Annotated in this window: 21 protein-coding genes; 8 read left to right on the top strand and 13 right to left on the bottom strand. The window is 58.9% G+C overall.

What is annotated here, in order from left to right:
- Positions 1 to 1,251, bottom strand: a complete 1,251-nt coding sequence (locus ABH909_RS13465) for a lipoprotein-releasing ABC transporter permease subunit (RefSeq protein ID WP_429433770.1) — start codon at positions 1,249 to 1,251, stop codon at positions 1 to 3.
- 94 nt (positions 1,252 to 1,345) lie between these two features.
- Here ABH909_RS13465 and ABH909_RS13460 point away from each other — a divergent pair, with 94 nt between their 5' ends.
- Both ABH909_RS13460 and ABH909_RS13455 read left to right on the top strand, forming a co-directional pair.
- Complete coding sequence (locus tag ABH909_RS13460; RefSeq protein WP_429433767.1) at positions 1,346 to 1,927, top strand: PilZ domain-containing protein; 582 nt, start codon at positions 1,346 to 1,348, stop codon at positions 1,925 to 1,927.
- Positions 1,928 to 1,941: 14 nt separating this feature from the next.
- Positions 1,942 to 2,664 (top strand): glycerophosphodiester phosphodiesterase, encoded by a 723-nt coding sequence (locus tag ABH909_RS13455; RefSeq protein ID WP_429433765.1) that lies wholly within the window; start codon positions 1,942 to 1,944, stop codon positions 2,662 to 2,664.
- A 42-nt stretch (positions 2,665 to 2,706) separates the two neighbouring features.
- On the opposite strand, the gene sthA is transcribed toward ABH909_RS13455, so the two are convergent.
- The 3 genes from sthA to ABH909_RS13440 form a co-directional block, all read right to left on the bottom strand.
- On the bottom strand, positions 2,707 to 4,101 hold the full coding sequence (sthA, locus tag ABH909_RS13450; RefSeq protein ID WP_030128406.1) for a Si-specific NAD(P)(+) transhydrogenase: 1,395 nt from the start codon (positions 4,099 to 4,101) through the stop codon (positions 2,707 to 2,709).
- A gap of 206 nt (positions 4,102 to 4,307) precedes the next feature.
- Entirely contained in the window at positions 4,308 to 5,252 is a 945-nt protein-coding gene (locus ABH909_RS13445) for an FAD:protein FMN transferase (RefSeq protein ID WP_429439883.1), read from the bottom strand.
- Positions 5,253 to 5,546: 294 nt separating this feature from the next.
- The gene (locus ABH909_RS13440) at positions 5,547 to 7,010 is read right to left on the bottom strand and encodes a glyceraldehyde-3-phosphate dehydrogenase (protein ID WP_429433762.1); all 1,464 of its coding nucleotides are present in this window, start codon (positions 7,008 to 7,010) and stop codon (positions 5,547 to 5,549) included.
- Between the two features lie 354 nt (positions 7,011 to 7,364).
- On the opposite strand from ABH909_RS13440, the gene mfd reads away from it, so the two are divergent.
- The 3 genes from mfd to ABH909_RS13425 are packed head-to-tail and all read left to right on the top strand — an operon-like array spanning position 7,365 to position 14,092.
- A complete protein-coding gene (gene mfd / locus ABH909_RS13435) occupies positions 7,365 to 10,814 on the top strand; it encodes a transcription-repair coupling factor (RefSeq protein ID WP_429433759.1) in 3,450 nt (1,149 codons plus the stop codon).
- Between the two features lie 10 nt (positions 10,815 to 10,824).
- Positions 10,825 to 11,400 (top strand): CsiV family protein, encoded by a 576-nt coding sequence (locus ABH909_RS13430; RefSeq protein ID WP_429433756.1) that lies wholly within the window; start codon positions 10,825 to 10,827, stop codon positions 11,398 to 11,400.
- A 1-nt stretch (position 11,401) separates the two neighbouring features.
- Positions 11,402 to 14,092 (top strand): SNF2-related protein, encoded by a 2,691-nt coding sequence (locus ABH909_RS13425; RefSeq protein ID WP_429433753.1) that lies wholly within the window; start codon positions 11,402 to 11,404, stop codon positions 14,090 to 14,092.
- Positions 14,093 to 14,203: 111 nt separating this feature from the next.
- Here the strand turns inward: ABH909_RS13425 and nagZ are convergent, their stop codons facing one another.
- Together nagZ and ABH909_RS13415 are read right to left on the bottom strand one after the other, a co-directional pair.
- Positions 14,204 to 15,214, bottom strand: coding sequence for a beta-N-acetylhexosaminidase (gene nagZ / locus ABH909_RS13420; RefSeq protein ID WP_007907766.1), 1,011 nt, complete (start codon positions 15,212 to 15,214; stop codon positions 14,204 to 14,206).
- A gap of 155 nt (positions 15,215 to 15,369) precedes the next feature.
- Positions 15,370 to 16,077, bottom strand: coding sequence for a TetR/AcrR family transcriptional regulator (locus ABH909_RS13415; protein WP_007907768.1), 708 nt, complete (start codon positions 16,075 to 16,077; stop codon positions 15,370 to 15,372).
- Positions 16,078 to 16,306: 229 nt separating this feature from the next.
- Between ABH909_RS13415 and lexA the strand changes: the two genes are divergently transcribed.
- Entirely contained in the window at positions 16,307 to 16,915 is a 609-nt protein-coding gene (gene lexA, locus ABH909_RS13410; RefSeq protein ID WP_007907770.1) for a transcriptional repressor LexA, read from the top strand.
- Between the two features lie 10 nt (positions 16,916 to 16,925).
- A complete protein-coding gene (gene sulA, locus ABH909_RS13405; RefSeq protein WP_429433750.1) occupies positions 16,926 to 17,399 on the top strand; it encodes an SOS-induced cell division inhibitor SulA in 474 nt (157 codons plus the stop codon).
- Positions 17,400 to 17,492: 93 nt separating this feature from the next.
- Here the strand turns inward: sulA and ABH909_RS13400 are convergent, their stop codons facing one another.
- From ABH909_RS13400 to ABH909_RS13370, 7 genes are all read right to left on the bottom strand, one after another.
- Positions 17,493 to 17,726, bottom strand: a complete 234-nt coding sequence (locus ABH909_RS13400; RefSeq protein WP_007907774.1) for a hypothetical protein — start codon at positions 17,724 to 17,726, stop codon at positions 17,493 to 17,495.
- Between the two features lie 141 nt (positions 17,727 to 17,867).
- Positions 17,868 to 18,392, bottom strand: coding sequence for a DUF6586 family protein (locus ABH909_RS13395; protein ID WP_038979974.1), 525 nt, complete (start codon positions 18,390 to 18,392; stop codon positions 17,868 to 17,870).
- 138 nt (positions 18,393 to 18,530) lie between these two features.
- A complete protein-coding gene (gene topA / locus ABH909_RS13390) occupies positions 18,531 to 21,158 on the bottom strand; it encodes a type I DNA topoisomerase (RefSeq protein ID WP_429433747.1) in 2,628 nt (875 codons plus the stop codon).
- A 114-nt stretch (positions 21,159 to 21,272) separates the two neighbouring features.
- The gene (locus ABH909_RS13385) at positions 21,273 to 21,509 is read right to left on the bottom strand and encodes a DUF1653 domain-containing protein (protein ID WP_429433745.1); all 237 of its coding nucleotides are present in this window, start codon (positions 21,507 to 21,509) and stop codon (positions 21,273 to 21,275) included.
- Positions 21,510 to 21,608: 99 nt separating this feature from the next.
- The gene (gene fadA, locus ABH909_RS13380) at positions 21,609 to 22,784 is read right to left on the bottom strand and encodes an acetyl-CoA C-acyltransferase FadA (RefSeq protein WP_008007076.1); all 1,176 of its coding nucleotides are present in this window, start codon (positions 22,782 to 22,784) and stop codon (positions 21,609 to 21,611) included.
- A 30-nt stretch (positions 22,785 to 22,814) separates the two neighbouring features.
- Positions 22,815 to 24,962: a fatty acid oxidation complex subunit alpha FadB gene (fadB, locus tag ABH909_RS13375; RefSeq protein WP_429433743.1), complete on the bottom strand. Its 2,148-nt coding sequence runs from the start codon at positions 24,960 to 24,962 to the stop codon at positions 22,815 to 22,817.
- Between the two features lie 610 nt (positions 24,963 to 25,572).
- On the bottom strand, positions 25,573 to 26,010 hold the full coding sequence (locus tag ABH909_RS13370; RefSeq protein ID WP_429433741.1) for a hypothetical protein: 438 nt from the start codon (positions 26,008 to 26,010) through the stop codon (positions 25,573 to 25,575).
- A 104-nt stretch (positions 26,011 to 26,114) separates the two neighbouring features.
- Between ABH909_RS13370 and ABH909_RS13365 the strand changes: the two genes are divergently transcribed.
- Positions 26,115 to 26,552 (top strand): universal stress protein, encoded by a 438-nt coding sequence (locus ABH909_RS13365; RefSeq protein WP_010456367.1) that lies wholly within the window; start codon positions 26,115 to 26,117, stop codon positions 26,550 to 26,552.
- Positions 26,553 to 26,587: the final 35 nt, after the last annotated feature.

Genomic DNA, 26,587 nt, shown 5'->3' with positions numbered 1-26,587 from the left:
TCACTCATAACGTAGCGCCTCCGCAGGCTGGGTGCGCGCGGCACGCCAGGCTGGATACAGGGTGGCGAGGAAACTCAGAACCAACGCGGCGGCGCAGACCATCAACACGTCCTGGCTTTGCACTTGCGACGGGAGGTAATCGATAAAATACACGTCGGCGTTCAAGAATTTGTGGCCGATCAGCCCTTCCAGGGCCGAGATCGCGGCGCTGACGTTGAGCGCGGCGAAGATCCCGACCACCGCACCGATCAGCGTACCGACCACGCCAATGACCGTGCCCTGGACCATGAAGATCGCCATGATCTGCCCCGGCGTGGAACCGAGGGTGCGCAAAATCGCGATGTCGCCTTTCTTGTCATTCACCACCATCACCAGCGTGGAGATGATGTTGAACGCCGCAACAGCAACGATCAGCAGCAACAGCAGGCCGATCATGGCTTTTTCCATGCGGATCGCTTGATACAGATTGCCGTGGGTGCGGGTCCAGTCTCGGGCGTAATACCGGTCTTCGCCGAGTTGCTGAGCGATGGTCCACGCCACGCGTGGTGCCTGGAACAAGTCATCGAACTTCAAGCGAATGCCCTGGACCTGATCCGGCTTCCAGCGGTGCAGCTTCGCCAGATCCTGCAGGTTGGTGATGCCCAGATAGCCGTCGATCTCGCCGGCGCCGACATGAAAGATGCCGACCACGGTAAAGCGCTTCATGCGCGGGAACATCCCCGCCGGGGTCACGGTGACTTCCGGCGCGACAAATGTCAGTTTGTCGCCGACTGCCACGCCGAGCTTGGCCGCGGCCTTGTCGCCGATGACGATGCCGAAACTGCCCGGCGCCAAGTCATCGAGTTTGCCCTGCTGCATGAAGTGATCAATGATCGATACCTGCCGTTCCTGCACAGGGTCGATGGCATTGAGCAGCACTTTGGAGACCTTGCCGTTGTTGGTCAGCAGGCCCTGCATTTGAACGAAAGGCGCAACCGCCGCCACCTGCGGGTTCTGCTTGACCTGGGCGGCCAGGCTTTGCCAGTCGTTGATCGGCTCACCGGACTCGATGGTCGCATGGGGCACCATGCCCAGCACGCGGGTGCGCATCTCATGATCGAAGCCGTTCATGACCGACAGCACAACGATCATCACGACCACGCCGAGGGCGAGTCCGATCATCGAGGTCAGGGAAATGAATGACACAAAATGATTGCGACGCTTTGCACGGGTATAACGCGTGCCAATAAATACGAAGAGAGGTCTGAACATGTCGGGGCTTGTTCGGAGGGAAAAGGAACGTCCTTGTGGCGGGGGTCGATAACCAGCTTTACACTCAGACCACCGCCGCTACCATGGGTTCGCCATGTCGACATTAGATGAAGAAGATCGCCGCGAATACTACCGTATCGAGGACACGATCGCACTGGAAATTCGGCCCCTGTCTGCTCCCGAGGCCGCAGGCCAGGAAGTGTTGCAGGATGCTTCCCCTCTATTCAACCTGCTCAGCGAACTGCACCTGAGCGAATTCGAGTCGCAACACCTGTTGCGGCAGATCAGCGAACGCGACCGGACCATCGCCGCGTTCCTGAAATCCCAGAACAAACGCATCGATCTGCTGAGCCAGGTGGTCGCCCTGACCGTGCTCGGACAGATCGGCGAACCGAAGCCCGTGATCCTCTCCGAAGGAGGCATCGACTTCCAGCATCCAACGCCCATCTCCACCGGCGCGCACCTGTCGGTCAAACTGGTGCTGATGCCGCAAGCCCTTGGCCTGCTGCTGCGTGCCCGCGTCACCCATTGCGACCGCAAGGGCGAAGGCTACGATGTCGGCACCGAGTTCGAATACTTGTCCGATGCCCAGCGGCAATTGCTGGCCCGTTATATCTTGCAGCGACAGGCACAAGAACGACGCCTGGCTCGTGAACAAAACGAATCAGGCATTTAATTTAAGGAAAAACCGTGACCCTTATCTACGGCCATCGCGGCGCCAAGGGCGAAGCACCGGAAAACACCCTGACCAGCTTTCAGCAATGCCTCAAGCACGGCGTGCGCCGTTGTGAACTGGACTTGCACCTGTCCAAGGACGGCGAGTTGATGGTGATCCATGACCCGACCCTCAAACGCACCACCGACCGCCGCGGCAAGGTAGTCGAACATACCGCCGCGGAGCTGGTGACTTACGACGCACGCAAGGGCGGCCCGGGCTGGATCAAACCTTGTCCGATTCCAAGGCTGGAGGAACTGTTCGAGAAATGCGACTTCGAGCACTGGCAACTGGAAGTCAAAAGCGCATCACGCACCCGTGCCGCGACCACAGTGCTGGCGATTCGCGAAATGGCGCAGCGTTTCGGCATCCTGGACAAGGTCACGATTACCTCGAGTTCACGCGAAGTATTGAAAGCCGCGCTGGATCTGGTGCCGGACATCTCTCGCGGCCTGGTGGCCGAATATGCCTGGCTCGACCCGTTGAAGGTCGCGCAAAACTATGGCTGTGAGATTCTGGCGTTGAACTGGACCCTGTGTACGCCGGAACGCCTGCAGAAGGCGCAGCGTCAAGGGCTGCATGTGTCGGTGTGGACAGTCAACGAGCCCGCGCTGATGCGCAGACTCGCCGACTTCGGCGTTGACAGCCTGATTACAGACTTTCCCGGTTTGGCCACTGCCACGCTCGAGAATTGCTGAAATCGGTCTCCCCGGCCGGCTCAGGCCACCGGCCGGAGCCGCTCAAAAAAGCCGGTTGAGGCCATCGTACGCCGCTACTCGATAGGCTTCAGCCATGGTCGGGTAGTTGAACGTCGTGTTGACGAAATACTTCAGAGTATTCAGCTCACCCGGCTGACTCATGATCGCCTGACCGATGTGCACGATTTCCGACGCCTGATAACCGAAACAGTGTACGCCCAGCACTTCCAGGGTATCGCGGTGGAACAGGATCTTCAGCATGCCTTGCGGCTCGCCGGCAATCTGCGCACGCGCCATTCCCTTGAAGAACGCCTTGCCCACTTCGTACGGCACCTTGGCCTGAGTCAGCTCCTGCTCGTTCTTGCCGATCGAGCTGATCTCCGGAATGGTGTAGATGCCGGTGGGCACATCGTTGACGAAGCGCCAGCTGCCATTGTCGACGATGCTGCCAGCGGCCGAACGACCCTGGTCGTGGGCGGCACTGGCCAGGCTCGGCCAACCGATCACGTCACCGGCGCCATAAATATTCGGCACGCAGGTGCGGTAGTTTTCGTCGACTTCGATCTGGCCACGGCTGTTGACCTTCACGCCGATATTTTCCAGCCCTAGCTGATCGGTGTTGCCGGTACGACCGTTGCACCAGAGCAAGGCATCGGCCTTGATCTTCTTGCCGGACTTCAGGTGCAGGATCACGCCGTTGTCCACGCCTTCGACACGGTCGTAATCTTCATTGTGGCGAACCGTGATGTTGTTATTGCTGAAGTGGTAACTCAGCGCCTGGGAAATTTCCGAGTCGAGGAAGCTCAGCAACTGACCACGGTTATCCACCAACTCGACCAGCACACCCAGACCACTGAAGATCGAGGCGTATTCGCAACCGATCACGCCAGCGCCGTAAACGATGAGTTTGCGCGGGGTATGGCCGAGGCTGAGGATGGTGTCGCTATCGTAGATACGCGGGTGATGGAAATCGATGTCGGCCGGGCGATACGGGCGCGAGCCGGTGGCGATGATGATGTGCTTGGCCACCAGTTTTTCGACCACGCCGTTGGCGCAGACCACTTCGATGGTTTGCTCGTCAGCGAAGCTGCCAGTACCGAAGAACACGTCGACGCGGTTACGGGCGTAGTAGCCGGTGCGCGAGGCGACTTGTTTGGAGATGACTTTTTCGGCGCTTTTCAAAACGTCCGGGAACGAGAACCAGCGCGGCTCACCAATGGCCCGGAACATCGGGTTGGTGTTGAACTGCATGATCTGCCGGACCGAGTGACGCAAGGCCTTGGACGGGATGGTGCCCAGGTGGGTGCAGTTGCCGCCGACCTGGCGACGGCTATCGACCATCGCCACCTTGCGCCCTGCTTTGGCGGCATTCATTGCCGCGCCTTCTCCGGCCGGGCCGGAACCCAACACCACCACGTCGTAGTTGTAGACAGCCATGCATACTCCTCAGAACAGGCCGCGGCGCCCTCGGCACCTGCGGCTAAATCACGCCGATCTGCGACGTGAAGGAACAATTTGGGGCCAGTGCAGAACCCGGACACAGTCTATAGAAGCGTCAACGCCGGGCACATTAACCCTTGGTCGCGTCGTAGGCTAGTTTTGCCTGCACTACAACGCCATCAAAAACGCTTTTGATCCCGCAATCACTTGGTTTTCTCACTCACCAGGCGCTCAAATGCCTGATTGGTGCGCGTGACGAAACCTGTATCGGCACGAATCACAAAAAATGCACCAATGTCATGGGTATCGGCATAGTCCCAACCCCGTTCAGGACCGAGAATCAACAACAGCGTCGATAGGCCATCGGCCATTAACGCTGAAGGATGAATCACTGTGACTGACGCCAGGGTGTGTAGGACCGGAGCTCCGGTACGGGCATCGAAGGTGTGGGAATAGCGCTGGCCACCCTGCTCGAAATAATTACGGTAGTCACCGGAGGTGGACACGCCATAGCCGTCGATGGCGATGACTTTTTGCGCGACCTGCTGATCATCGCGGGGCTCTTCCAACGCGATGTGCCACGGTGAGCCATCGAGTTTTTTGCCGGAGGCCTTGAGTTCGCCAGTGACTTCAGTCAGGTAACTGTGGATACCCATTGCTTCGAGTTTCGCGGCAATCGTATCGACCGCGTAACCGGCCGCGATGCTGTTGAAGTCGAGCTCGACTGCCACGTCCTTGCACAACTGATCACCGTCGATGCGCAAGTGACTATGGCCGACGCGTTGCCGCACCTCGGCGAGCGCCTCGGCACTCGGCACTTTTTCCTCTCGCGCTTGCGGACCGAATCCCCAGAGGTTGAGCAGCGGCTCCACCGTCAGGTCGAAGGAGCCTTCGCTTAGTAAAGATAGTCGCTCGCCGACGCGGACCAGTTCGAGAATTGGCGCGGGCATTGTCTGACAGCGATTAGCGGGCAAATTATTGAAGCGTTCAATGTCGGAGTCGCTGCGATAGGTCGACATTTGCCGATCGATTTCAGCGAGGATTTTTTCAACCTGGATGCGGACTTCCGCCGGAGCGGGAAGATGGGCACGGCGCACGTACTTGATCGAATAGCTGCTGCCCATGGTCGGGCCGCCGAAGCTTTCCATAGCATCGCCGTTGCCGCAGCCGGACAAGGCGCCTATCAGAACCACGAAACCGCACAGCCGCGCTTTCAACAAATCCCGTATCCCCTGAAGAATCCTCTGACACAACACCAAGGCCAGCCATTATGCGATAGAAATGTGGGAGCGGGCTTGCTCGCGAAGGCGGTGTGTCAGTCACCAATTATATTGACTGAAACACCGCCTTCGCGAGCAAGCCCGCTCCCACAGGGGAACAATCACCCCTACAAACAAAAACGCCCCGACCAAAGTCGGGGCGTTTTCATGTGCGGCTAAGGCTTAGCGCGGGAATGCTGGCGGGTTTACACCGGCCATGTCTTCCATCACGCGAACGACCTGGCAGCTGTAACCGAACTCGTTGTCGTACCAGACGTACAGAACAACGCGGTTGTCCTGAACGATGGTCGCCTCAGCGTCCACAACGCCTGCGTGACGCGAGCCAACGAAGTCGGTGGAAACGACTTCCTGCGAATTGACGTAGTCGATTTGCTTGTGCAGATCGGAGTGCAGCGCCATGTAGCGCAAGTACTCGTTCATCTCTTCACGGGTGGCGGCTTTCTCAAGGTTCAGGTTGAGAATGGCCATCGACACGTTCGGCGTCGGAACACGGATCGCGTTACCGGTCAGCTTGCCGGCCAGCTCAGGCAGCGCCTTGGCGGCAGCGGTGGCAGCACCAGTCTCAGTGATAACCATGTTCAGCGCGGCGCTACGGCCACGGCGATCACCCTTGTGGAAGTTGTCGATCAGGTTCTGGTCGTTGGTGTACGAGTGAACGGTTTCGACGTGACCGTTGATGATGCCGAACTTGTCATTCACAGCTTTGAGCACCGGCACGATGGCGTTGGTGGTGCAGGAAGCGGCGGACACGATCTTGTCGTCAGCGGTGATTTCACTGTGGTTGATGCCGTGAACGATGTTCTTCAGCTTGCCTTTGCCAGGCGCGGTCAGAACAACGCGATCGATACCCGGGCAAGACAGGTGCTGACCCAGGCCATCGGCGTCACGCCATACACCGGTGTTGTCCACCAGCAGCGCGTTTTTGATGCCGTACTGGGTGTAGTCCACTTCAGTCGGGTTCTTCGCGTAGATAACCTGGATCAGGTTGCCGTTGGCGGTGATGGTGTTATTGGCTTCATCAATGGTGATGGTGCCATTGAACGAACCGTGCACCGAGTCGCGACGCAGCAGGCTGGCACGCTTGACCAGATCGTTCTCGGCGCCCTTGCGGACAACGATGGCACGCAGGCGCAGGCCATCGCCACCACCGGTTTTCTCGATCAGGATGCGGGCCAGCAGACGGCCGATACGACCGAAGCCGTACAAAACAACGTCGGTGCCGGTACGGCCGGAACCATTCTGCTTGCCGACCACATCGGCCAGTTCGTCACGGACGAATGCTTCGGCGGTACGGCCATTACCTTCGGCTTTGAATTTGACAGCCAGCTTACCCAGGTCTACCGAAGCAGCGCCGAGCTTGAGCTCGCTCATTGCCTTGAGCAGCGGGAATGTTTCGTGGACGGACAATTCGCTGTCATCGGACTGGCGATGGCGAGCAAAGCGGTGAGCTTTGAGAATCGCGATGACAGACTGGTTGATCAGACTGCGGCCATAGATCGAGCTCACCACGTTGTTATTGCGGTAGAGCTGACCGATAAGCGGAATCATCGCTTCTGCGAGTGCTTCACGGTCGATCCATTCACCAAGACACTGGTCGGGCTTCTGAGTCACGGTAACCTTCCACATGTAGGGGCAGAAAAAAGGGGCTACATTATGCCGCCGAGTGTCTCCGGTAGCAATGCGCGCCTGTCGCACAGGCGGTAACAAAATCCTGTTCAAAAAAATCACGCCCCGCGCCAGCCCAGTAAAACCGGGGCTTTCAGCGCTGTCAATTTTTCGACGACACCCTTACCGTGTCCGTAACCCTCCGTAACACACAGTGGATTTGGCACTACATTTTCAGTATCAAACCGCCAATTTTTGTCATTACCACTACATTTCACCCAACCTGTGCATATAGACACAGTCTGCAACTGACAGCCGGCACCTGAGGCCGTTACAATTGTCGACTTTGTCGCAACGCTTGGAGCTCAACCTTCCGTGCCCGTTCTGCGTCTACCGCTTCTCCCTGCCGCGGCAGGTAAACAGCACTGGGGCAACCTGCCCGGTGCCGCCCTGAGCCTGGCCATTGCCGAGGCCGCCAGCGCTGCCAAGCGCTTTACCCTGCTACTGACCGCCGACAGCCAGAGTGCCGAACGGCTGGAACAGGAGCTGGGTTTCTTCGCCCCGGATTTGCCTGTTCTGCACTTCCCCGACTGGGAAACCCTGCCCTACGACCTGTTCTCGCCACATCAGGACATCATCTCTCAGCGCATTTCCAGCCTGTATCGGTTGCCGGAACTGGTGCATGGTGTGTTGGTCGTGCCGATCACCACGGCACTGCACCGCCTGGCGCCGACCAAATTCCTGCTCGGCAGCAGCCTGGTGCTGGATGTCGGCCAGAAGCTCGATGTCGAGCAAATGCGCACCCGGCTTGAGGCCAGCGGCTATCGTTACGTCGATACAGTTTACGAGCACGGCGAATTCACCGTGCGCGGCTCGCTGATCGATCTGTTCCCGATGGGCAGCAAACTGCCCTTCCGCATTGATCTGTTCGACGACGAAATCGAAACCCTGCGTACCTTCGATCCGGAAAACCAGCGCTCCATCGACAAGGTGGACACTGTTCGCCTGCTGCCGGCGCGGGAGTTCCCGTTGCAAAAGGACGCGGTCACCCGTTTCAAGGCGCGCTTTCGCGAGCGCTTTGATGTCGACTTCCGTCGCTGCCCGATCTTTCAGGATTTGAGCAGCGGGATTACACCGGCGGGTATCGAGTACTACTTGCCGTTGTTCTTCGACGAAACCTCCACCCTGTTCGATTACCTGCCTCAGGACACACAAGTGTTCTCTTTGCCTGGCATCGAACAGGCGGCGGAGAATTTCTGGAACGACGTGCGCAATCGTTACGAAGAGCGCCGCGTCGACCCATCCCGTCCTTTATTGCCACCGGCCGAGTTGTTCTTGCCCGTGGAAGACTGCTTTGCCCGCCTGAAGAGCTGGCCCCGCGTGGTTGCCAGTCAACAGGACGTGGAAACCGGTGTCGGTCGCGAACGCTTCCCGGCTCAGCCACTGCCGAACCTGGCCATCGAAGCCAAGGCCACTCAGCCGTTGGCGGCGCTGGCCGGCTTCCTCGACGAATTCCCTGGCCGCGTGCTGTTTACCGCCGAGTCCGCGGGCCGTCGTGAAGTGCTGCTGGAACTGCTGGAACGCCTGAAGCTGCGGCCGAAAACCGTCGACAGTTGGCCAGACTTTGTTGCGAGCAAGGAGCGCTTGGCGATCACCATCGCACCGCTCGACGAAGGTCTGTTGCTGGACGATCCAGCCCTGGCCCTGGTTGCTGAAAGCCCGTTGTTCGGTCAGCGCGTGATGCAGCGTCGCCGTCGCGAAAAACGTGCTGACGCCAACAACGATGCAGTGATCAAAAACCTCACCGAACTGCGCGAAGGCGCGCCGGTGGTGCACATCGATCATGGTGTCGGCCGCTATCTGGGGCTGACGATTCTGGAAATCGACAATCAAGCCGCCGAATTCCTGACCCTTGAATATGCCGAGAACGCCAAGCTGTACGTCCCGGTAGCCAGCCTGCATTTGATCGCCCGCTACACCGGCAGCGACGATGCTTTGGCGCCGCTGCACCGCCTCGGCTCGGAGACCTGGCAGAAAGCCAAGCGCAAAGCCGCCGAACAGGTGCGCGATGTGGCCGCCGAGTTGCTCGACATCTATGCCCGCCGCGCCGCTCGCGAAGGTTATGCCTTCGCCGACCCGAAAGCCGATTACGCGACCTTCAGCGCTGGTTTCCCGTTCGAAGAAACCCCGGACCAGCAAACCACCATCGAAGCGGTGCGGGCCGACATGCTCGCGCCCAAACCAATGGATCGCCTGGTCTGCGGCGACGTCGGTTTCGGCAAGACCGAAGTGGCGATGCGCGCGGCGTTCATCGCGGTGCATGGCGGCCGTCAGGTGGCGATTCTGGTGCCGACCACCCTGCTCGCCCAGCAACACTACAACAGCTTCCGCGACCGCTTCGCCGACTGGCCGGTGAGCGTGGAAGTGATGAGCCGCTTCAAATCGGCCAAGGAAGTCAACGCCGCGGTCGCGGATCTGGCCGAAGGCAAGATCGACATCGTCATCGGCACACACAAGCTGCTGCAAGACGACGTCAAAATCAAAAACCTCGGGCTGGTGATCATCGACGAAGAGCACCGTTTCGGTGTCCGTCAGAAAGAACAGCTCAAGGCGCTGCGCAGTGAAGTCGATATCCTGACGCTGACCGCCACGCCGATTCCGCGCACGTTGAACATGGCGGTGTCGGGCATGCGCGACCTGTCGATTATCGCCACGCCACCGGCTCGTCGCCTGTCGGTGCGCACGTTCGTCATGGAGCAGAACAAGAGCACAGTCAAGGAAGCCCTGCTGCGTGAGTTGCTGCGTGGCGGTCAGGTTTACTACCTGCACAACGACGTGAAGACCATCGAGAAATGCGCCGCCGACCTCGCCGAACTGGTGCCCGAAGCACGGATCGGCATCGGCCACGGGCAGATGCGTGAACGCGATCTTGAACAAGTGATGAGCGACTTCTACCACAAGCGCTTCAACGTGCTGATCGCCTCGACCATCATCGAGACCGGCATTGACGTGCCGAGCGCCAACACCATCATCATCGAGCGTGCCGACAAGTTCGGCCTGGCGCAGTTGCACCAATTGCGTGGCCGCGTCGGTCGCAGCCACCACCAGGCGTATGCTTACCTGCTGACACCGCCGCGCCAGCAGATCACTCCCGACGCAGAAAAGCGCCTCGAAGCGATCGCCAACACCCAGGACCTCGGCGCGGGCTTCATGCTCGCGACCAACGACCTGGAGATCCGTGGTGCTGGCGAACTGTTGGGCGATGGGCAGAGCGGGCAGATCCAGGCCGTCGGTTTCACGCTGTACATGGAAATGCTCGAACGCGCCGTGAAGTCGATCCGCAAGGGCGAACAGCCGAACCTCGACCAGCCGCTGGGTGGTGGCCCGGAAGTCAATCTGCGTGTACCAGCCCTGATTCCCGAGGATTACCTTCCGGATGTTCACGCGCGACTGATTCTCTACAAACGCATCGCCTCGGCCACCGATGAGGAAGGCCTCAAGGATCTGCAAGTGGAGATGATCGACCGTTTCGGCCTGCTGCCGGAGCCGACCAAAAACCTGGTGCGAATCACGGCGTTGAAATTGCAGGCTGAACAGCTGGGCATCAAGAAAGTCGACGGCGGCCCGCAAGGCGGCCGTATCGAGTTCGCGGCCCAGACTCCGGTCGACCCGCTGACGCTGATCAAACTGATCCAGAGCCAACCCAAACGCTACAAATTCGAAGGCGCCACGATGTTCAAATTCCAGGTCCCCATGGAGCGCCCGGAAGAACGTTTTAATACTGTAGAGGCGCTATTCGAGCGCCTCATTCCGACCACTGCTTGAAGGACGCCGCATGCGCCTGTTTCGCTCACTGACCTTGTTGATGTCGTTGTTTTCGCCGTTCGCCTCGACGGCGTTTGCCGATGATCTGTATCAGGTTGAAATGATTCTGGTGCGGCAAAACGCCGTGCCCGCCATCGTCAGCCACGCCGCGCCGGAAGATTGGGCTGCCGGTGCTCAACGCATCAGCCCCGACAGCTTTCGCACACCAAGCCTGAACGCCGAAGTGGAAAAGCTCAGCGCCAGCCACAACTACACGGTGTTGCTGCACAAGGCCTGGCAACAGCACCTGGGTGAAGAAGCCAGCAAAGTGGCGATCAGCGAGGGCAAGGAACAGTTCGGCCAGTTCCCGATCGAGGGCACGTTGAACCTGAAACTGGGGCGCTTCACTGACGTCGACGCCGACTTCTGGGTCAATCAGATTGATGCCAACGGCCTGGTCACCGCCAGCGAACGCCTGAAGCAGGAAAGCCACACCAAGAACGGCCAGCTGAACTTCCTCGACAACGGCCACCTGGGCCTGCTGATCAAGATCACCTCGCTGACAGCCCCTGCGCCTCGGCCAGTCCCCGATGTAATTCCGGACTGATATGCCCCCGCCCCTGAGCAAACCCCTGGCAACATCCTGGGTCAGCCGATTCAAGGAACAAAGCCTGGAGCGTGGCCGCCGCTACGCGCTGGAAAACCGCGTCAGGATCGTCCAGGTCGGCGATGCCACCATCACCGCCAGTTGCGAAGGCTCTGGCGGTAACGTTTACCGTCAGACCATTCGCCTGCGCGAGTCGGCCAAAGGCACGCTGCTGATGATCGACGCCACCTGCACCTGCCCGGTCCACAGCAACTGCAAACATTGCGCGGCGGTGTTGCTGCAAGTGCAGGAAACCCTTGCGTACCCGGCGGCGGCGAAAGACGCCGAATTGCTGGAAAAACTTCAGGCCGTACTGGAAAACCGTAGCCCGAAAGCGCCGCCGCAAGTGCTGGTGGACAACGTGCAACCGGTGCCGCGCCTGTGGCTGGCAAGTATCGAATTCAGTGCCTTTGAACCACGCAACGGCAAAATGCAGCGTTACATCCAGCATCGCGCGGCGCTGTCTTTCAATTATCTGGACGAATATGTCAGCGGACAGAAAAACACTGACATCCTGATTCGCCAGGAGACGCAGACGCTGCGGATAAAACGTCAACCGGAAGTCGAACAGGCCTACAGGGAACAGCTGCGAATCCTCGGCTTCAAGGTCGCCACCCGACAAAGCAAGGCGTTGCCGGAAAGTGCCGGCGAACTCTACGAGATGGTCAACGACAGCGCCTGGCTGACTTTCACCCTCAACGAGCTCCCGAAGCTGCGCACCCAAGGGTGGGAGTTGCAGATCGACGAGGATTTCGGCTTCGACCTGACCGCCGTGGACGACTGGTACGCCACCGTCGAGCAGGCACCGGAGCGCGACTGGTTCGACCTGGAATTGGGGATCATCGTCAACGGCGAGCGACTGAGCCTGTTGCCGATCCTGTTGAACCTGATGCGCTCCCATACCGAGCTTCTCAACCCGGAGCGCCTTGCCCGACGCCGCGACGACGAATTGATTCTGGTGAACATCCCGCAGCGCCGCAGCACCGACCAAGGCCCGCTGCAGGTCGCCCTGCCCTTCGGTCGCTTGAAACCGGTGTTGGCCACTCTCGGCGAGTTTTACCTGCAAGAGCCCGGTGAAACCACGCTGCGCCTGAGCAAGGCCGACGCCACGCGCCTGAATCCGCTGGAAGGCCTGCCGTTGCTTTGGGAGGGTGGCGAGCAGATCCGCACCTTTGCCCAGCGCCTACGTGACATCAAAGACCACACCGCAGTGGCGCCCGAAGGCTTGAATGCCACCTTGCGCCCGTATCAGCTGGAAGGCCTGAGCTGGATGCAGTCGTTACGGCAATTGGAAGTCGGCGGGATTCTCGCGGATGACATGGGGCTGGGCAAAACCCTACAGACCCTGGCGCACATTCTCAGCGAGAAGAACGCCGGGCGCCTCGATCGACCGTGCATGGTAGTCATGCCTACCAGCCTGATCCCCAACTGGCTCGACGAAGCCGCGCATTTCACGCCGCAGCTCAAAGTGCTGGCGCTGTACGGCGCCAGTCGCAAGAAGCACTTTGGCGATCTGGCCGACTACGACCTGATTCTGACCACTTATGCACTGCTGCCCAAGGACGTTGAACGCCTCGCCGCGCAGCCGTTGCACGTCTTGGTGCTGGATGAAGCGCAGTACATCAAGAACCCCAACAGCAAGGCCGCCCACGCAGCCCGCGAGCTGAATGCTCGCCAGCGCCTGTGCCTGAGCGGCACGCCGCTGGAAAATCATCTGGGCGAGCTGTGGTCGCTGTTCCACTTCCTGCTACCCGGTTGGCTCGGCGACGTGAAAAGCTTCAACCGCGATTACCGCGTACCGATAGAAAAGCGTGCCAGCGAGGTAAGACTTCAGCACCTCAACGGCCGGATAAAACCGTTCCTGCTGCGCAGAACTAAAGAACAGGTGGCCACCGAACTGCCGCCGAAAACCGAGATCGTCCATTGGGTCGAGCTCAACGAAGCGCAGCGCGACGTGTACGAAACCATGCGCCTGGCCATGGACAAGAAAGTCCGCGACGAGATCACTCGCAAAGGCGTGGCGCGCAGCCAGATCATCATTCTTGAGGCGTTGCTGAAACTGCGTCAGGTGTGCTGCGATTTACGCCTGGTCAACGATGCAACCCTGCCCGCGCGCGGCAGTACTTCCGGCAAGCTCGATAGCTTGATGGAAATGCTTGAAGAATTGTTCGAGGAAGGTCGGCGGATTCTGCTGTTTTCGCAGTTCACCTCAATGCTGTCTCTGATCGAGGATGAGCTGAAAAAACGCGATGTGGCGTATGCAATCCTGACCGGCCAGACTCGCGACCGACGCACGCCAGTGAAGGAGTTCCAGAGCGGCAAACGTCAGATCTTTCTGATCAGTCTGAAGGCTGGTGGCGTAGGACTGAACCTGACCGAAGCGGATACGGTGATTCACTACGATCCCTGGTGGAACCCGGCAACGGAAAATCAGGCGACTGATCGTGCGTATCGCATTGGTCAGGAGAAGCCTGTCTTCGTCTACAAGATGATTGCCCGGGGCACGGTGGAAGAGAAGATTCAGCATCTGCAGAAGGAAAAATCCGACTTGGCGGCTGGCGTGCTGGATGGGCGCAAGACCGGAGACTGGAAATTGCAGAGCGATGATATCGAGGCGCTGTTTTCGCCGTTGCCGGAGAAAATTGATAAGTAGGGGCGATAGGTAGATCGCTTTCGCGGGCAAGCCTCGCCCCTACAGGAAATCATGGTACCTGTAGGGGATCAGACTTGCCCGCGGAGGGTAAACCGTCACGACGAGAAGCCCTCAATCAATCAATTGAGCTTCTTTGAGCGCGCCGATGGCCGCCAGCCAGCGTGGGTCTTGACGATATTCGGTGCTGGCGTACGCCTGTCCGCGCATCCGCGCAATACGCGCCGACGGTTTGACCTTCAAGCGCTGGGCAGCGCTCAAGGCCAGCTCGGCAGCGGCGCGATCATTGCACACCAGGCCCATGTCGCAACCGGCCGTCAGCGCCGCTTCGATACGACTGGCGGCATCGCCGACCACGTGGGCACCGGCCATGGACAGGTCATCGCTGAAGATCACGCCATCGAACTGCAACTCGCCACGCAGGATGTCCTGCAACCAGCGACGGGAGAAACCTGCAGGCTGGGAATCGACTTGTGGATAAATCACGTGGGCTGGCATGACGGCGGCCAGTTGCTTGCTCAATCGCGCGAACGGCACCAGGTCATTGGCGCGGATTTCGTCGAGGCTGCGCTCGTCGTTGGGAATCGCGACGTGGGAATCGGCCTCGGCCCAGCCATGCCCGGGGAAATGCTTGCCAGTGGCGGCCATTCCGGCGCTGTTCATGCCGCGGATGAATGCACCAGCGAGCAAGGCGGCGCGCTCGGGATCGCCTTCGAACGAACGGGTGCCGACCACTGCACTGCGCTGATAATCCAGGTCCAGCACGGGGGCGAAGCTCAGGTCGAGACCGACAGCGAGAACTTCGGTCGCCATGATCCAGCCACACTGCTCGGCCAGGTCCTCGGCATTCGGATTATCGGCGATGGCGCGCATGGCAGGCAGTCGCACGAAGCCTTGGCGCAGCCGCTGAACCCGACCGCCCTCTTGATCTACCGCCAGCAAAAGATCGGGGCGAATGGCGCGGATCGAAGCGCTCAACTCGCGCACTTGGCGCGGGTGTTCGATGTTGCGGGCAAAAATGATCAGGCCGCCCACTTCGGGCTGGCGCAACAATTGGCGATCTTCAGCCGTCAGCCAGGTACCGGCGACGTCCACCATCAACGAGCCTTGCAGGCCAGCAGTCATAGAGATTCCTTGATTACGATAAACCCGGCTCGCACGAGTTCGCCGCCATGGGCTGTCCCCGGGTCGGCGATTTCAATGAAGAGCGGGTTCAGAACGAGAGTCGGCATGGGCGGCTAGCTTAGCGGATGTCCGCTGCCGCGCCCACCCGTGCGCGGTTAAACCTTGGCGGCGACCGGGGCCGATTTGCTGCGCGGACGCAACTGCGCGGTGGCCATGGCCGTGTCGGTGACGCCGGTTTCGGCCCGCATGCCAGCGGCCAAAAACGGCACCATCAGACGCATTACTTGTTCGATGGAAGTGTTGACGCCGAAATCGGTCTCGGCAATTGCGCGCAGGGCCTTGATACCGGACATGCTGAATGCGGCGGCACCGAGCATGAAGTGCACGCGCCAGAACAGCTCGATCGGGGGAATGCGCGGCGCGGCCTCGTTGACCAGCATCATGTAGCGGCGGAATACCTTGCCGTACATATCTTCCAGATAACGACGCAAGTGCCCTTGACTCTGGCTGAAAGCCAGCCCCAGCAAACGCATGAAGATAGAAAGGTCGTTGCCGCTGCGTGGCTGCACCACCAGAGCTTGCTCGACCAGAATCTCCAGCAACTCTTCAAGGGTCGGCTTGTTCTCGGGTTTGGCCTGACGGCGCTCCAGCTCTTTATCGAGACTGAGGCAGAATGGCCCGAGGAAACGCGAGAACACCGCCTGGATCAACGCCTTCTTTGACCCGAAGTGATAATTCACCGCCGCCAGATTGACGCCGGCCTTGCTGGTGATCAGACGCAATGAGGTTTCAGCAAAACCTTTTTCCGCGAACAATTGCTCGGCAGCATCGAGAATGCGTTCAACGGTTTCCGACTGGGCCATGACTACTCCGCCTGACAAACACTTGTTTGAAACATACGTTTCAGCCCTGGCCTTGTCAAGTCTGGCGGTTCGTTTTGGGAATGGTCGGTCAGGTATTTAACCATACAACAGCGCCGCTTCAATCAGCGAGCGAAATGACCGTCCAGCGGCCGACAAAAAAAGGGGCATTGCCAAGACCGGTTCACTGTATATAATCCCAGTCACTGTATAAAAAGACAGAGCGATCAATATGCTAAAGCTGACGCCACGCCAAGCAGAGATTCTGGCCTTCATCAAACGTTGCCTCGAAGACAACGGCTACCCGCCGACCCGCGCGGAAATCGCTCAGGAACTGGGTTTCAAGTCGCCCAATGCGGCAGAAGAACACCTCAAGGCGCTGGCCCGCAAGGGAGCGATCGAGATGACCCCGGGCGCCTCCCGCGGCATCCGCATCCCCGGCTTCGAAGCCAAGGCCGACGAGTCCAGCTTGCCGATCATCGGCCGGGTGGCTGCCGGTGCGCCCATTCTCGCCCAGCAACACATCGAAGAATCCTGCAACATCAATCCTTCATTCTTCCATCCTCGCGCTGACTATCTGCTGCGGGTCCATGGCATGAGCATGAAGGATGTCGGCATTTTCGACGGTGACCTGCTGGCCGTCCATACCACACGCGAAGCCCGCAACGGCCAGATCGTAGTAGCGCGGATCGGCGACGAAGTGACCGTCAAGCGCTTCAAGCGCGATGGCAGCAAGGTCTGGTTGATTGCCGAAAACCCTGAATTCGCCCCTATCGAAGTCAACCTGAAAGATCAGGAACTGGTCATCGAAGGCTTGAGTGTCGGCGTGATTCGCCGCTAAAGGAGGCTTTATGCAGTTCCCACATACTTCACAGCAAGCCCAACTGCCGTTGTTCGAGGCGTTCATGGCGCAGCCATTGGCGCCGATCCTGAAAGACGTGGTCGAATCGCCCTGGAGCGCCGAGCCCGAAGTCTTCAGCGAGCTGTCACTGCGCGGCGCGGCCGGGAACTGCCTGAACCTTCTGGCACCGATTCTCCGGGAACTGAGCCAGGATCAGGATGCACGCTGGCTCACACTCATCGCCCCGCCCGCCAGCCTGACACAAGCCTGGTTACGGGACGCCGGCCTGAACCGTGAGCGCATTTTGCTTCTGCAACCGCGCGGCACGCAGAGCGCTCAGCAGCTGACCTGCGAAGCCTTGCGACTTGGCCGCAGTCACACGGTCGTCAGCTGGCTTAATCCGCTGAACACACCCTCGCGGCAACAGTTGATCAGCGCTGCCCGTATCGGGGATGCGCAAAGTCTGAATATTCGATTGGGCTAACTGACAAACACTGTGCGCGCTGAACAGCGCGGGGCTTCTCCAAGGATAGAGAAGCCGATCTGTAGAGGTATTCGAAGAATCCGACGGGCGGGATCAATGAAGAACCCGCGGCCCCTCTTCCTTGTCAAATTCGCCTTCAACCAGGCGTCCTGCCATCTGAACACCGACACTCAACATCGCCTTGGCGACTTCAACATGCTGGCCTTGCAGGAAAACCTTGGCATCCTCGGAGAAATCCAAAGTAACCAGAGAACCCTCGTCCTCGGCCCTGCGCAGCTCGATTCGGCCGTCTGGTAACTCGACAATTTCTAGAAAGGACGTTGGCATAAAGGTCTGTTCTCCACGAAAGGCGGGGATTATATAGGCATCAGCCAAGCTTCGCTCGGGATCTTGACCAAATGCCATCACGAAGAGAAATTTCTGACATCACTCTTCCTTGAGCAGACTCATCCCTAAACACTCAATCTTTCAGCACTCGTTCAACCCTTCGCGAAACCGGATCGCCAGGCCTTTAAGGTTCTGACGCCAGCTCTCCAGCTCTTCCCGACTCAGTTCTTCCGGCGCCTCTTCTTCATCCAGATTAACGGCCAGAATAAGCGGCTGCGTCACATCGCCCTTGGGCTTATGCGGGGCGCGAGGCGGCTGAAACAGTGCAGCATGTGCCGACAGCAGTTTTGCCAGCCAGGTTTCAGGGTTTTGCGCCAGTTCGACCATCTCGGCCATTTCCGGGATAGCGATGGTTTCGAGTACTTCGCGGGTCAGCAGCATCTCTGCCCGCGGCGCATTGGCCTGAGGCAGTCGATAGAAACCGGCGATTTCATGGCACAGTCCCAACAGCGCGCCGTACAGGTGAAACAACGCCGATTCGCGCCCGGCCTGAATCAGCGCCAGGGAGTTCATCGCCCGCCCCTCTTCGGCTTTGGCAAGCGCTTCCAGCGACAGGCCGGCGAAATAAATCTTCTGGTTGGTACGGGTATAGAGTTCGTGGGCCATGACGGCAGCCTCCACAACGAAATAATTGCTTCACGCAGGTCAGACAGTGTCGTGGATCACCCGAGCTTCCCGCAAGCCCAAAACAAAAGGCCGCATGAAAACCCGAGGGTTGTCATGCGGCCTTTTGTGTACCAGCCTTTAAGCTTTGGCTGATGGACGCTTGTCTTCAACCGTCCACTTGCCGCCGTCGTAATACGCTTTCCAGCCAGTCGGTTTACCGTCAACCTCAGTCTGCACGTATTGCTCTTTGGTCTTACGGCTATAACGAATGACCGAAGGAAGGCCATCCGGATCTTTCTTCGGCGCTTCACAGAGAAAGTGGTACTTCGGATCGATTTCATCCTTGTGCGGCACGATTTCCATCACCAACGGAGCACGGGTCTCGCGGTTTTTCGGGAACTGGCTGGCCGCCAGGAACAAACCGGATGCTCCGTCGCGCAGGATGTAGGTGTCGTTGACCTTTTCGCATTTGAGCTCAGGCATCTTCACCGGGTCCATCTTCGGCGGCGCCGCGTCACCGCTTTTCAGCAGCTTACGGGTGTTCTTGCAGGTGGCATTGGTGCAACCGAAGAACTTGCCGAAACGGCCGGTCTTGAGCTGCATCTCGCTGCCGCACTTGTCGCACTCCAGGCTCGGACCTTCGTAGCCCTTGATGCGATAGGTGCCCTCTTCGATTTCGTAGCCAGAGCAATCCGGGTTGTTACCGCAGATGTGCAGCTTGCGCTTCTCGTCGAGCAGGTAAGCGTCCATGGCCGTGCTGCAGATCGGGCAGCGATGCTTGCCACGCAGAACCAGTGACTCGGACTCACCCTCGTCGTCCGCGGCGATTTCATCGCCCGGCACCAGGTTGACGGTGGCCTTGCAGCGCTCTTTTGGCGGCAGGCTATAGCCCGAACAACCGAGGAATACGCCCGTCGAAGCAGTACGGATCTGCATCGGACGACCGCACAACACGCACGGAATGTCAGTCATCACCGGCTGGTTGGCGCGCATGCCGCCTTCGGCACTTTCGGCTACTTCGAGTTTCTTCTTGAAGTCTCCGTAGAACTCGTCGAGCACGTTTTTCCAGTCGCGTTCGCCCTGAGCCACGTCATCGAGGTTCTCTTCCATGCCGGCGGTGAAGCCGTAGTCCATGAGATTGGAGAAGCTCTCGGCCAGACGCTCAGTGACGATGTCGCCCATCTTTTCCGAATAGAAACGACGGTTGTGCAGCGCCACGTAGCCGCGGTCCTGGATGGTCGAAATGATCGCCGCATAGGTCGAAGGACGACCGATGCCGCGTTTTTCCATTTCTTTAACCAGGCTCGCTTCCGAGTAACGCGCCGGCGGCTTGGTGAAGTGCTGGGTCGGATCAAGCTTGATCAGCTTCATCGCGTCGCCCTGGGCCATGTCCGGCAGCACATCATCATCGCCTGGTTTGGCAATTTGCGGCATGACCCGGGTGTAACCGTCGAACTTCAGGATGCGGCCCTTGGCGCGCAACTCGAAGTCGCCGGCACCGACGGTGACTGTGGTCGACAGGTATTGCGCCGGCAGCATCTGGCAAGCGAGGAACTGGCGCCAGATCAGCTCGTAGAGCCGTTCTGCATCACGCTCCATGCCCGATAGCTTGCTTGGCTCGGTATTGGCGTCGGACGGACGAATCGCTTCGTGAGCCTCTTGGGCGCCTTCCTTGCTGCTGTAGACGTTCGGGTTTTCCGGCAGGTACTTTTTGCCGAATTCACCTTCAATATAAGTACGCGCCATCGTCACGGCATCGGCCGAAAGGTTGGTGGAGTCAGTACGCATATACGTGATGTAGCCGGCTTCGTACAAACGCTGGGCCATCATCATGGTTTTTTTCACACCGAAGCCCAGGCGATTGCTCGCCGCCTGCTGCAGGGTGGAAGTGATGAACGGTGCCGACGGCTTGCTGCTGGTCGGTTTGTCTTCGCGCTTGACGATGCTGTAGCTGGAAGCCTTGAGCTTTTCCAGCGCAGCCATAGCCTGGGCTTCGTTGAGCGGCTTGAAGGCTTCGCCTTTCTCGCGGGCCACGTCGAAACGTACGGTCGCGCCCTTGGTGGTGCCGAGGTCGGCATGAACTTCCCAGTATTCTTCCGGGTTGAACGCGCGGATTTCACGCTCACGCTCGACCACCAGCTTCACGGCAACCGATTGCACGCGACCGGCGGACAGGCCACGGGCAACCTTGGCCCACAGCAGCGGCGAAACCATGTAACCCACCACGCGGTCGAGGAAGCGACGCGCCTGCTGGGCGTTTACTCGATCGATGTCCAGCTCGCCCGGTTTGGAGAAGGCTTCCTGGATCGCTTTCTTGGTGATTTCGTTGAACACCACGCGCTTGTAGCGGCTGTCATCACCCCCGATGGCTTCGCGCAGGTGCCAGGCAATGGCTTCCCCCTCGCGATCCAAGTCGGTTGCGAGATAGATGGTGTCAGCATCTTTGGCGAGCCGGCGCAGCTCTTCGATGACCTTTTCCTTGCCCGGGAGGATCTCGTACTTGGCTTTCCAGCCATGATCGGGATCGACACCCATGCGCGAGACCAGCTGCTTGCGCGCTTTCTCTTTCGGCGTGAGCACCGGACCTTCACCTGCGGCGGCCTTGCCGCGCTTGGCGGCAGGCTCTTTGCTGGCGCTAGCCGAACCGCTGGTGGGCAGGTCTCGGATATGGCCGATACTCGACTTCACCACGTATTGGTTACCCAGATACTTGTTGATGGTCTTGGCCTTAGCCGGGGATTCCACAATGACCAGCGATTTGCCCATGGATCAGAAAATTCCTGAATTCTAGAAGTGAAAGGCGGTTGGCGCCTGACGCGGCACCGCTATATATAGTGGCTACAAGGTGAGGTCAAGCGCAGGGTTCTGCGCGCACTCCCCTTATGGCTGCGGAAAAATGCTCGGTTCAGCCTGCACCAAGGCAAAGCGTGGCACCTGTTCGCCGTCAACCTCGACGGACTCCAGGAACATGCTCAAGGGACGGACCCAAAAGCCGTAATCGCCATACAGGGCTTGGTAGAAGACCACTTCCTCTTCGGTTTCCGAATGCCGCGCAACAGCGAATACGCGGTACTGCGGACCTTTGTAATGTTCGTAGAGCCCAGGTTCTATCGGCATGTTTTGGCCCTCACTGAAATTTTTTCAAAATAAAAACAAAATAAATCCGGAAAAACAAAAACCGGGGCACTTGGCCCCGGCTTCCAATCAGCGAAACGCTTAGACGCGTTCGAAGACGGTGGAGATGCCTTGGCCGAGACCAATGCACATGGTAGCCACCCCGAAGGTGCCGCCATTCTGCTTCATCACGTTCAGCAAAGTGCCGGAGATACGGGCACCGGAGCAACCGAACGGGTGACCCAGGGCGATCGCGCCGCCGTGCAGGTTAACCTTCTCGTTCATCTTGTCGAGCACTTTCAAATCTTTCAGCACTGGCAACGCCTGTGCGGCGAAAGCTTCGTTGAGCTCGAAGAAGTCGATATCGTTGATACCAAGACCCGCGCGCTTCAGTGCTTTCTGCGTTGCCGGTACTGGACCATAGCCCATGATCGCCGGGTCCACACCTGCCACTGCCATCGAACGAATCACCGCCATTGGCTGGATACCCAGGTCTTGGGCACGCTGCGCCGACATCACGATCATGCACGAAGCACCGTCAGTGATCTGCGACGAAGTACCGGCTGTCACGGTGCCGCCCTTCGGGTTAAACGCTGGCTTCAGCGCGGCCAGGCTTTCCAGGGTGGTTTCCGGACGAATGGTTTCGTCGTAGTCGAACAGTTTCAGGAAACCGTTCTCGTCGTAGCCCTGCATCGGGATGATTTCGTCCTTGAACTTGCCTTCCAGAGTCGCCTTGTGGGCGAGCTGGTGGGAGCGCACGCCAAAGGCGTCCTGTTGTTCGCGGGTAATGCCGTGCATTTTGCCGAGCATTTCCGCGGTCAGGCCCATCATGCCCGAGGCTTTTGCCGCGTACAGGGACATGTGCGGGTTCGGATCGACACCGTGCATCATGCTCACGTGGCCCATATGCTCGACGCCACCTACCACGAATACGTCACCGTTACCGGTCATGATTGCTTGTGCAGCGGTGTGCAGAGCACTCATGGACGAGCCACACAGACGACTGACGGTCTGGCCGGCGGCGGTGTGCGGGATCTGCGTCATCAGGGACGCCATGCGGGCGATGTTCCAGCCCTGCTCCAGGGTCTGGTTCACACAGCCCCAGATTACGTCTTCAACTTCGCTCGGGTCGACCTTGACGTTGCGTTCCAGCAATTTGCTGATCAGGTGCGCCGACATGTCTTCGGCGCGGGTGTTGCGGTGCATGCCGCCCTTGGAGCGGCCCATCGGCGTACGACCGAAGTCGACAATCACGACGTCTCTAGGATTCAAGCTCATATACGTTCACTCTCGCTCTAGTGTGGGCGCTTAACCGAAGAACCGCTGGCCGGATTTGGCCATTTCGCGCAGCTTCGCGGTCGGGTGATACAGCGCGCCCAAATCAGCGTACTGGTCAGCCAGGGCAACGAACTCTGCAACACCGATCGAGTCGATGTAGCGCAGCGCACCGCCACGGAATGGAGGGAAACCAATACCGTAGACCAGGCCCATGTCGGCTTCGGCAGCGGTTTCGACAATGCCGTCTTCCAGGCAACGCACGGTTTCCAGGCACAACGGGATCATCATCCAGTTGATGATGTCTTCGTCAGTGACTTCGCGCTGTTCGAACACGATTGGCTTGAGCACTTCCAGTACCGAAGGATCGGCGACTTTCTTCTGCTTGCCGCGCTTGTCGGTCTCATAGGCGTAGAAGCCCTTGCCATTCTTCTGGCCCAGGCGCTTGGCTTCGTAAAGCACGTCGACGGCCGAACGGCGGTCGTCTTTCATGCGATCCGGGAAGCCTTCAGCCATGACGTCACGACCGTGGTGACCGGTGTCGATACCGACCACGTCCATCAGGTAGGCCGGGCCCATCGGCCAGCCGAATTTTTCCATGACCTTGTCGATGCGCACGAAGTCCACGCCGGCGCTGACCAGTTTGGCGAAACCGCCGAAGTACGGGAACAGCACGCGGTTGACCAGGAAGCCCGGGCAGTCATTGACGACGATCGGGTTCTTGCCCATTTTCTTGGCGTAGGCAACGGTGGTGGCAACGGCCACTTCGCTGGACTTCTCGCCACGGATCACTTCAACCAGCGGCATCATGTGCACCGGGTTGAAGAAGTGCATGCCGACGAAGTTTTCCGGACGCTTGAGGGCTTTGGCCAGCAAGGTGATGGAAATGGTCGAAGTGTTGGACGCGAGGATGGTGTCCTCTTTGACCTTGTCTTCAACTTCGGCCAGAACGGCTTGCTTGACCTTTGGGTTCTCGACAACGGCTTCGACAACCAGGTCGACGTGACCGAAATCGCCGTAGGACAGGGTCGGACGAATGCCGTTGAGCACTTCGGCCATTTTCGCCGGCGTCATACGACCTTTATCAACGCGGCCCACCAGCAGCTTGGCGGCTTCGGCCAGACCTTGCTCGATGCCGTGCTCGTTGATGTCCTTCATCAGGATCGGCGTACCTTTGGAGGCCGATTGATAAGCGATACCACCCCCCATGATGCCGGCGCCCAATACGGCGGCCTGCTTCACGTCTTTGGCGATTTCGTCGTAGGCCTTGGCCTTTTTCTTCAGCTCCTGATCATTCAGGAACAGACCGATCAAGCTCTGCGCGGCAGAGGTCTTGGCCAGTTTGACGAAACCGGCGGCTTCGACTTCCAGCGCCTTGTCGCGACCGAAGTTAGCGGCTTTCTGGATGGTTTTGATCGCTTCGACCGGCGCGGGGTAGTTCGGGCCCGCTTGACCGGCCACGAAACCTTTGGCGGTTTCGAACGACATCATTTGTTCGATGGCGTTGAGCTTGAGCTTTTCGAGCTTCGGCTGACGCTTGGCCTTGTAGTCGAACTCACCGGAGATGGCGCCCTTGACCAGGTTCAGAGCCGCTTCCTGCAATTTTTCCGGGGCGACCACGGCGTCGACGGCACCGACTTTCAACGCGTCTTCAGCGCGGTTTTCCTTACCGGCGGCAATCCACTCGATAGCGTTGTCGGCACCGATGATGCGCGGCAAACGCACAGTACCGCCGAAGCCCGGGTAGATGCCCAGCTTGACTTCCGGCAGACCGATTTTTGCGGTATCGGCCATGACACGGAAATCCGCCGCCAGGCACATTTCCAGACCGCCACCCAGTGCGATGCCATTGATCGCGGCAACCGTCGGGACGTTGAGGTCTTCGAAATCGCTGAAAATCTTGTTGGCTTCGAGGTTACCAGCGACAAGCTCTGCATCCGGCAGCTTGAAGTTGTCGACAAATTCGGTGATGTCGGCGCCGACGATGAACACGTCCTTGCCACTGCTGACGATCACACCCTTGATCGAAGCATCTGCCTTGATGGTGTCTACAGCCTGACGCAGTTCGTTCAGGGTAAGACGGTTGAACTTGTTGACGGACTCACCCTTGAGGTCGAATTTCAATTCGACGATGCCACTTTCAAGAGCCTTAACCGTGATGGCTTTACCTTCGTAAATCATCAACTGATCTCCACGATATGGAAGCTGAACAGTACACGTCGGACGCAGGCGACTGGCTCGGCAAGGACGCTTATCGTCGATGCTACGCCAATTCACCCGGCACACCCGCCAACGCGATAGTCGGGATTCTGTAGGAGCGCTCTGTAATACAAACGCTCAATTCATACGCCCGTTTGATTCGGGTATGTCACCTTCACGGAATTTCCGGCAATTGTCAATCGCCCAAAATACTGGTTGAAACGCGACTTTCCGGTCACTTCCGTACCACGAAGCCCCACAACACGCTCATGCATGTGAGGCCATTCATAGAATCAATCGTTAGAAAAGTCGCCCTAATTAGCGGCAGCCTGTGTTTAACAAGCTACGCTGGCGGGACCCTGAAGAAAAAATTTGAACGCTTTGACGAATGCCCAGCGTAAGATCAGCGCACAAAGAATTACCGGCCTGCCTGGCCAACCTCAGCCCGATGATGATGTCGGGCTTTTTATTGCTTGTCTGTCAGGCACTGGCGCTGGCTTTTGTAGGAGCTGCCGCAGGCTGCGATCTTTGATCTCGCCTTTGAAAAGATCAAAAGATCGCAGCCTGCGGCAGCTCCTACGGGGATCGGGTTTCAGGCGAGTGCTTTGAGCGTGGCATCGATCTGTTGCAGAACCTCGGCCTCGCCCTTCTCCCCCCAATACAGGGCAATCATTTGCTTGTCTGCCTCGACCTTGTAGACGTTGGCAGGCAATTTTTCGAAATGATTCAGCAGCATCCCATCCTCACAGACCTCCTGCCACTGATTGACCCACACGCCCGGCGCCTTCTGCCAGTAACTCCAGCACGCCGGACGCGTGCCACGGCGCGGCCGATGGTACTGGGCGCACGGGCTCGGCGGCTCCTCGTTCAGCCAGTGCGGCCATTCCTGGGGCGCCAGCTGCATGGCCAGGCCGATACGCCGCGCCTCCATGCGCAGGGCCATGCGCCCGCTCTGAGCACGAGAGGGTCGCAACCAGGCCAGCGGACTCAGCACCACCAGCAGGATTGACACCACTATCCAGACCGTCATATGTGTACTCCCGATTCTTGATGAGCCCATTGAGTCACTTTGAAACCAATGCGCTTGAAACCAGCCATACTTATCAATATTGCAATCCTCAGGAGGAGCACCTCATGCCCTACCACCATATTCTGGTCGCTGTAGACCTAACGGAAGAGTGCGATCCTGTCATCCACCGAGCTCGCGAGCTCTCGGTGAGCAATGGCGCCAAGCTGTCCTTGGTGCATATTGTCGAACCGATGGCGATGGCCTTTGGCGGCGACGTGCCGATGGACCTTTCCCAGTTGCAACAGCAACAGTTCGATCAGGCCAAGGAGCGTCTTGATCGGCTGATCGTGAAATACCCGGAACTCTCCAAGGAATACAGTCACTTGACCTACGGCCAGCCGCGCCAGGAGATTCACCACCTCGCCAAGGAGCAAACGTGCGACCTGATCGTGGTGGGCAGTCATGGCCGACATGGTCTGGCGCTGTTGCTCGGCTCCACCGCCAATGACGTACTGCACGGCGCGCCGTGCGACGTGCTGGCGGTGCGCCTGATCAAAAGCTGATAACACAACCCCCCTGTAGGAGCTGCCGGAGGCTG

It is taken from the genome of Pseudomonas sp. BS3782 TE3695 (assembly GCF_050435305.1).
Taxonomy (GTDB): domain Bacteria; phylum Pseudomonadota; class Gammaproteobacteria; order Pseudomonadales; family Pseudomonadaceae; genus Aquipseudomonas.
Note: the sequence above shows the minus strand (reverse complement) of the source record. Positions and strands in the feature narration are given on the sequence as shown.

Bases quoted from the DNA above. Each gene is read 5' to 3' on its own strand.
- ABH909_RS13460 (WP_429433767.1), top strand. From the start codon at position 1,346: ATGTCGACATTAGATGAAGAAGATCGCCGCGAATACTACCGTATCGAG.
- sthA (WP_030128406.1), bottom strand. From the start codon at position 4,101: ATGGCTGTCTACAACTACGACGTGGTGGTGTTGGGTTCCGGCCCGGCC.
- ABH909_RS13415 (WP_007907768.1), bottom strand. From the start codon at position 16,077: ATGGCCCAGTCGGAAACCGTTGAACGCATTCTCGATGCTGCCGAGCAA.
- ABH909_RS13385 (WP_429433745.1), bottom strand. From the start codon at position 21,509: ATGCCGATAGAACCTGGGCTCTACGAACATTACAAAGGTCCGCAGTAC.
- ABH909_RS13465 (WP_429433770.1), bottom strand. From the start codon at position 1,251: ATGTTCAGACCTCTCTTCGTATTTATTGGCACGCGTTATACCCGTGCA.
- ABH909_RS13400 (WP_007907774.1), bottom strand. From the start codon at position 17,726: ATGCCAACGTCCTTTCTAGAAATTGTCGAGTTACCAGACGGCCGAATC.
- ABH909_RS13370 (WP_429433741.1), bottom strand. From the start codon at position 26,010: ATGACGGTCTGGATAGTGGTGTCAATCCTGCTGGTGGTGCTGAGTCCG.
- topA (WP_429433747.1), bottom strand. From the start codon at position 21,158: ATGGGCAAATCGCTGGTCATTGTGGAATCCCCGGCTAAGGCCAAGACC.
- nagZ (WP_007907766.1), bottom strand. From the start codon at position 15,214: ATGACTGCTGGCCTGCAAGGCTCGTTGATGGTGGACGTCGCCGGTACC.
- ABH909_RS13395 (WP_038979974.1), bottom strand. From the start codon at position 18,392: ATGGCCCACGAACTCTATACCCGTACCAACCAGAAGATTTATTTCGCC.
- sulA (WP_429433750.1), top strand. From the start codon at position 16,926: ATGCAGTTCCCACATACTTCACAGCAAGCCCAACTGCCGTTGTTCGAG.
- ABH909_RS13430 (WP_429433756.1), top strand. From the start codon at position 10,825: ATGCGCCTGTTTCGCTCACTGACCTTGTTGATGTCGTTGTTTTCGCCG.
- fadB (WP_429433743.1), bottom strand. From the start codon at position 24,962: ATGATTTACGAAGGTAAAGCCATCACGGTTAAGGCTCTTGAAAGTGGC.
- ABH909_RS13440 (WP_429433762.1), bottom strand. From the start codon at position 7,010: ATGTGGAAGGTTACCGTGACTCAGAAGCCCGACCAGTGTCTTGGTGAA.
- ABH909_RS13425 (WP_429433753.1), top strand. From the start codon at position 11,402: ATGCCCCCGCCCCTGAGCAAACCCCTGGCAACATCCTGGGTCAGCCGA.
- lexA (WP_007907770.1), top strand. From the start codon at position 16,307: ATGCTAAAGCTGACGCCACGCCAAGCAGAGATTCTGGCCTTCATCAAA.
- ABH909_RS13365 (WP_010456367.1), top strand. From the start codon at position 26,115: ATGCCCTACCACCATATTCTGGTCGCTGTAGACCTAACGGAAGAGTGC.
- ABH909_RS13445 (WP_429439883.1), bottom strand. From the start codon at position 5,252: ATGGAAAGCTTCGGCGGCCCGACCATGGGCAGCAGCTATTCGATCAAG.
- fadA (WP_008007076.1), bottom strand. From the start codon at position 22,784: ATGAGCTTGAATCCTAGAGACGTCGTGATTGTCGACTTCGGTCGTACG.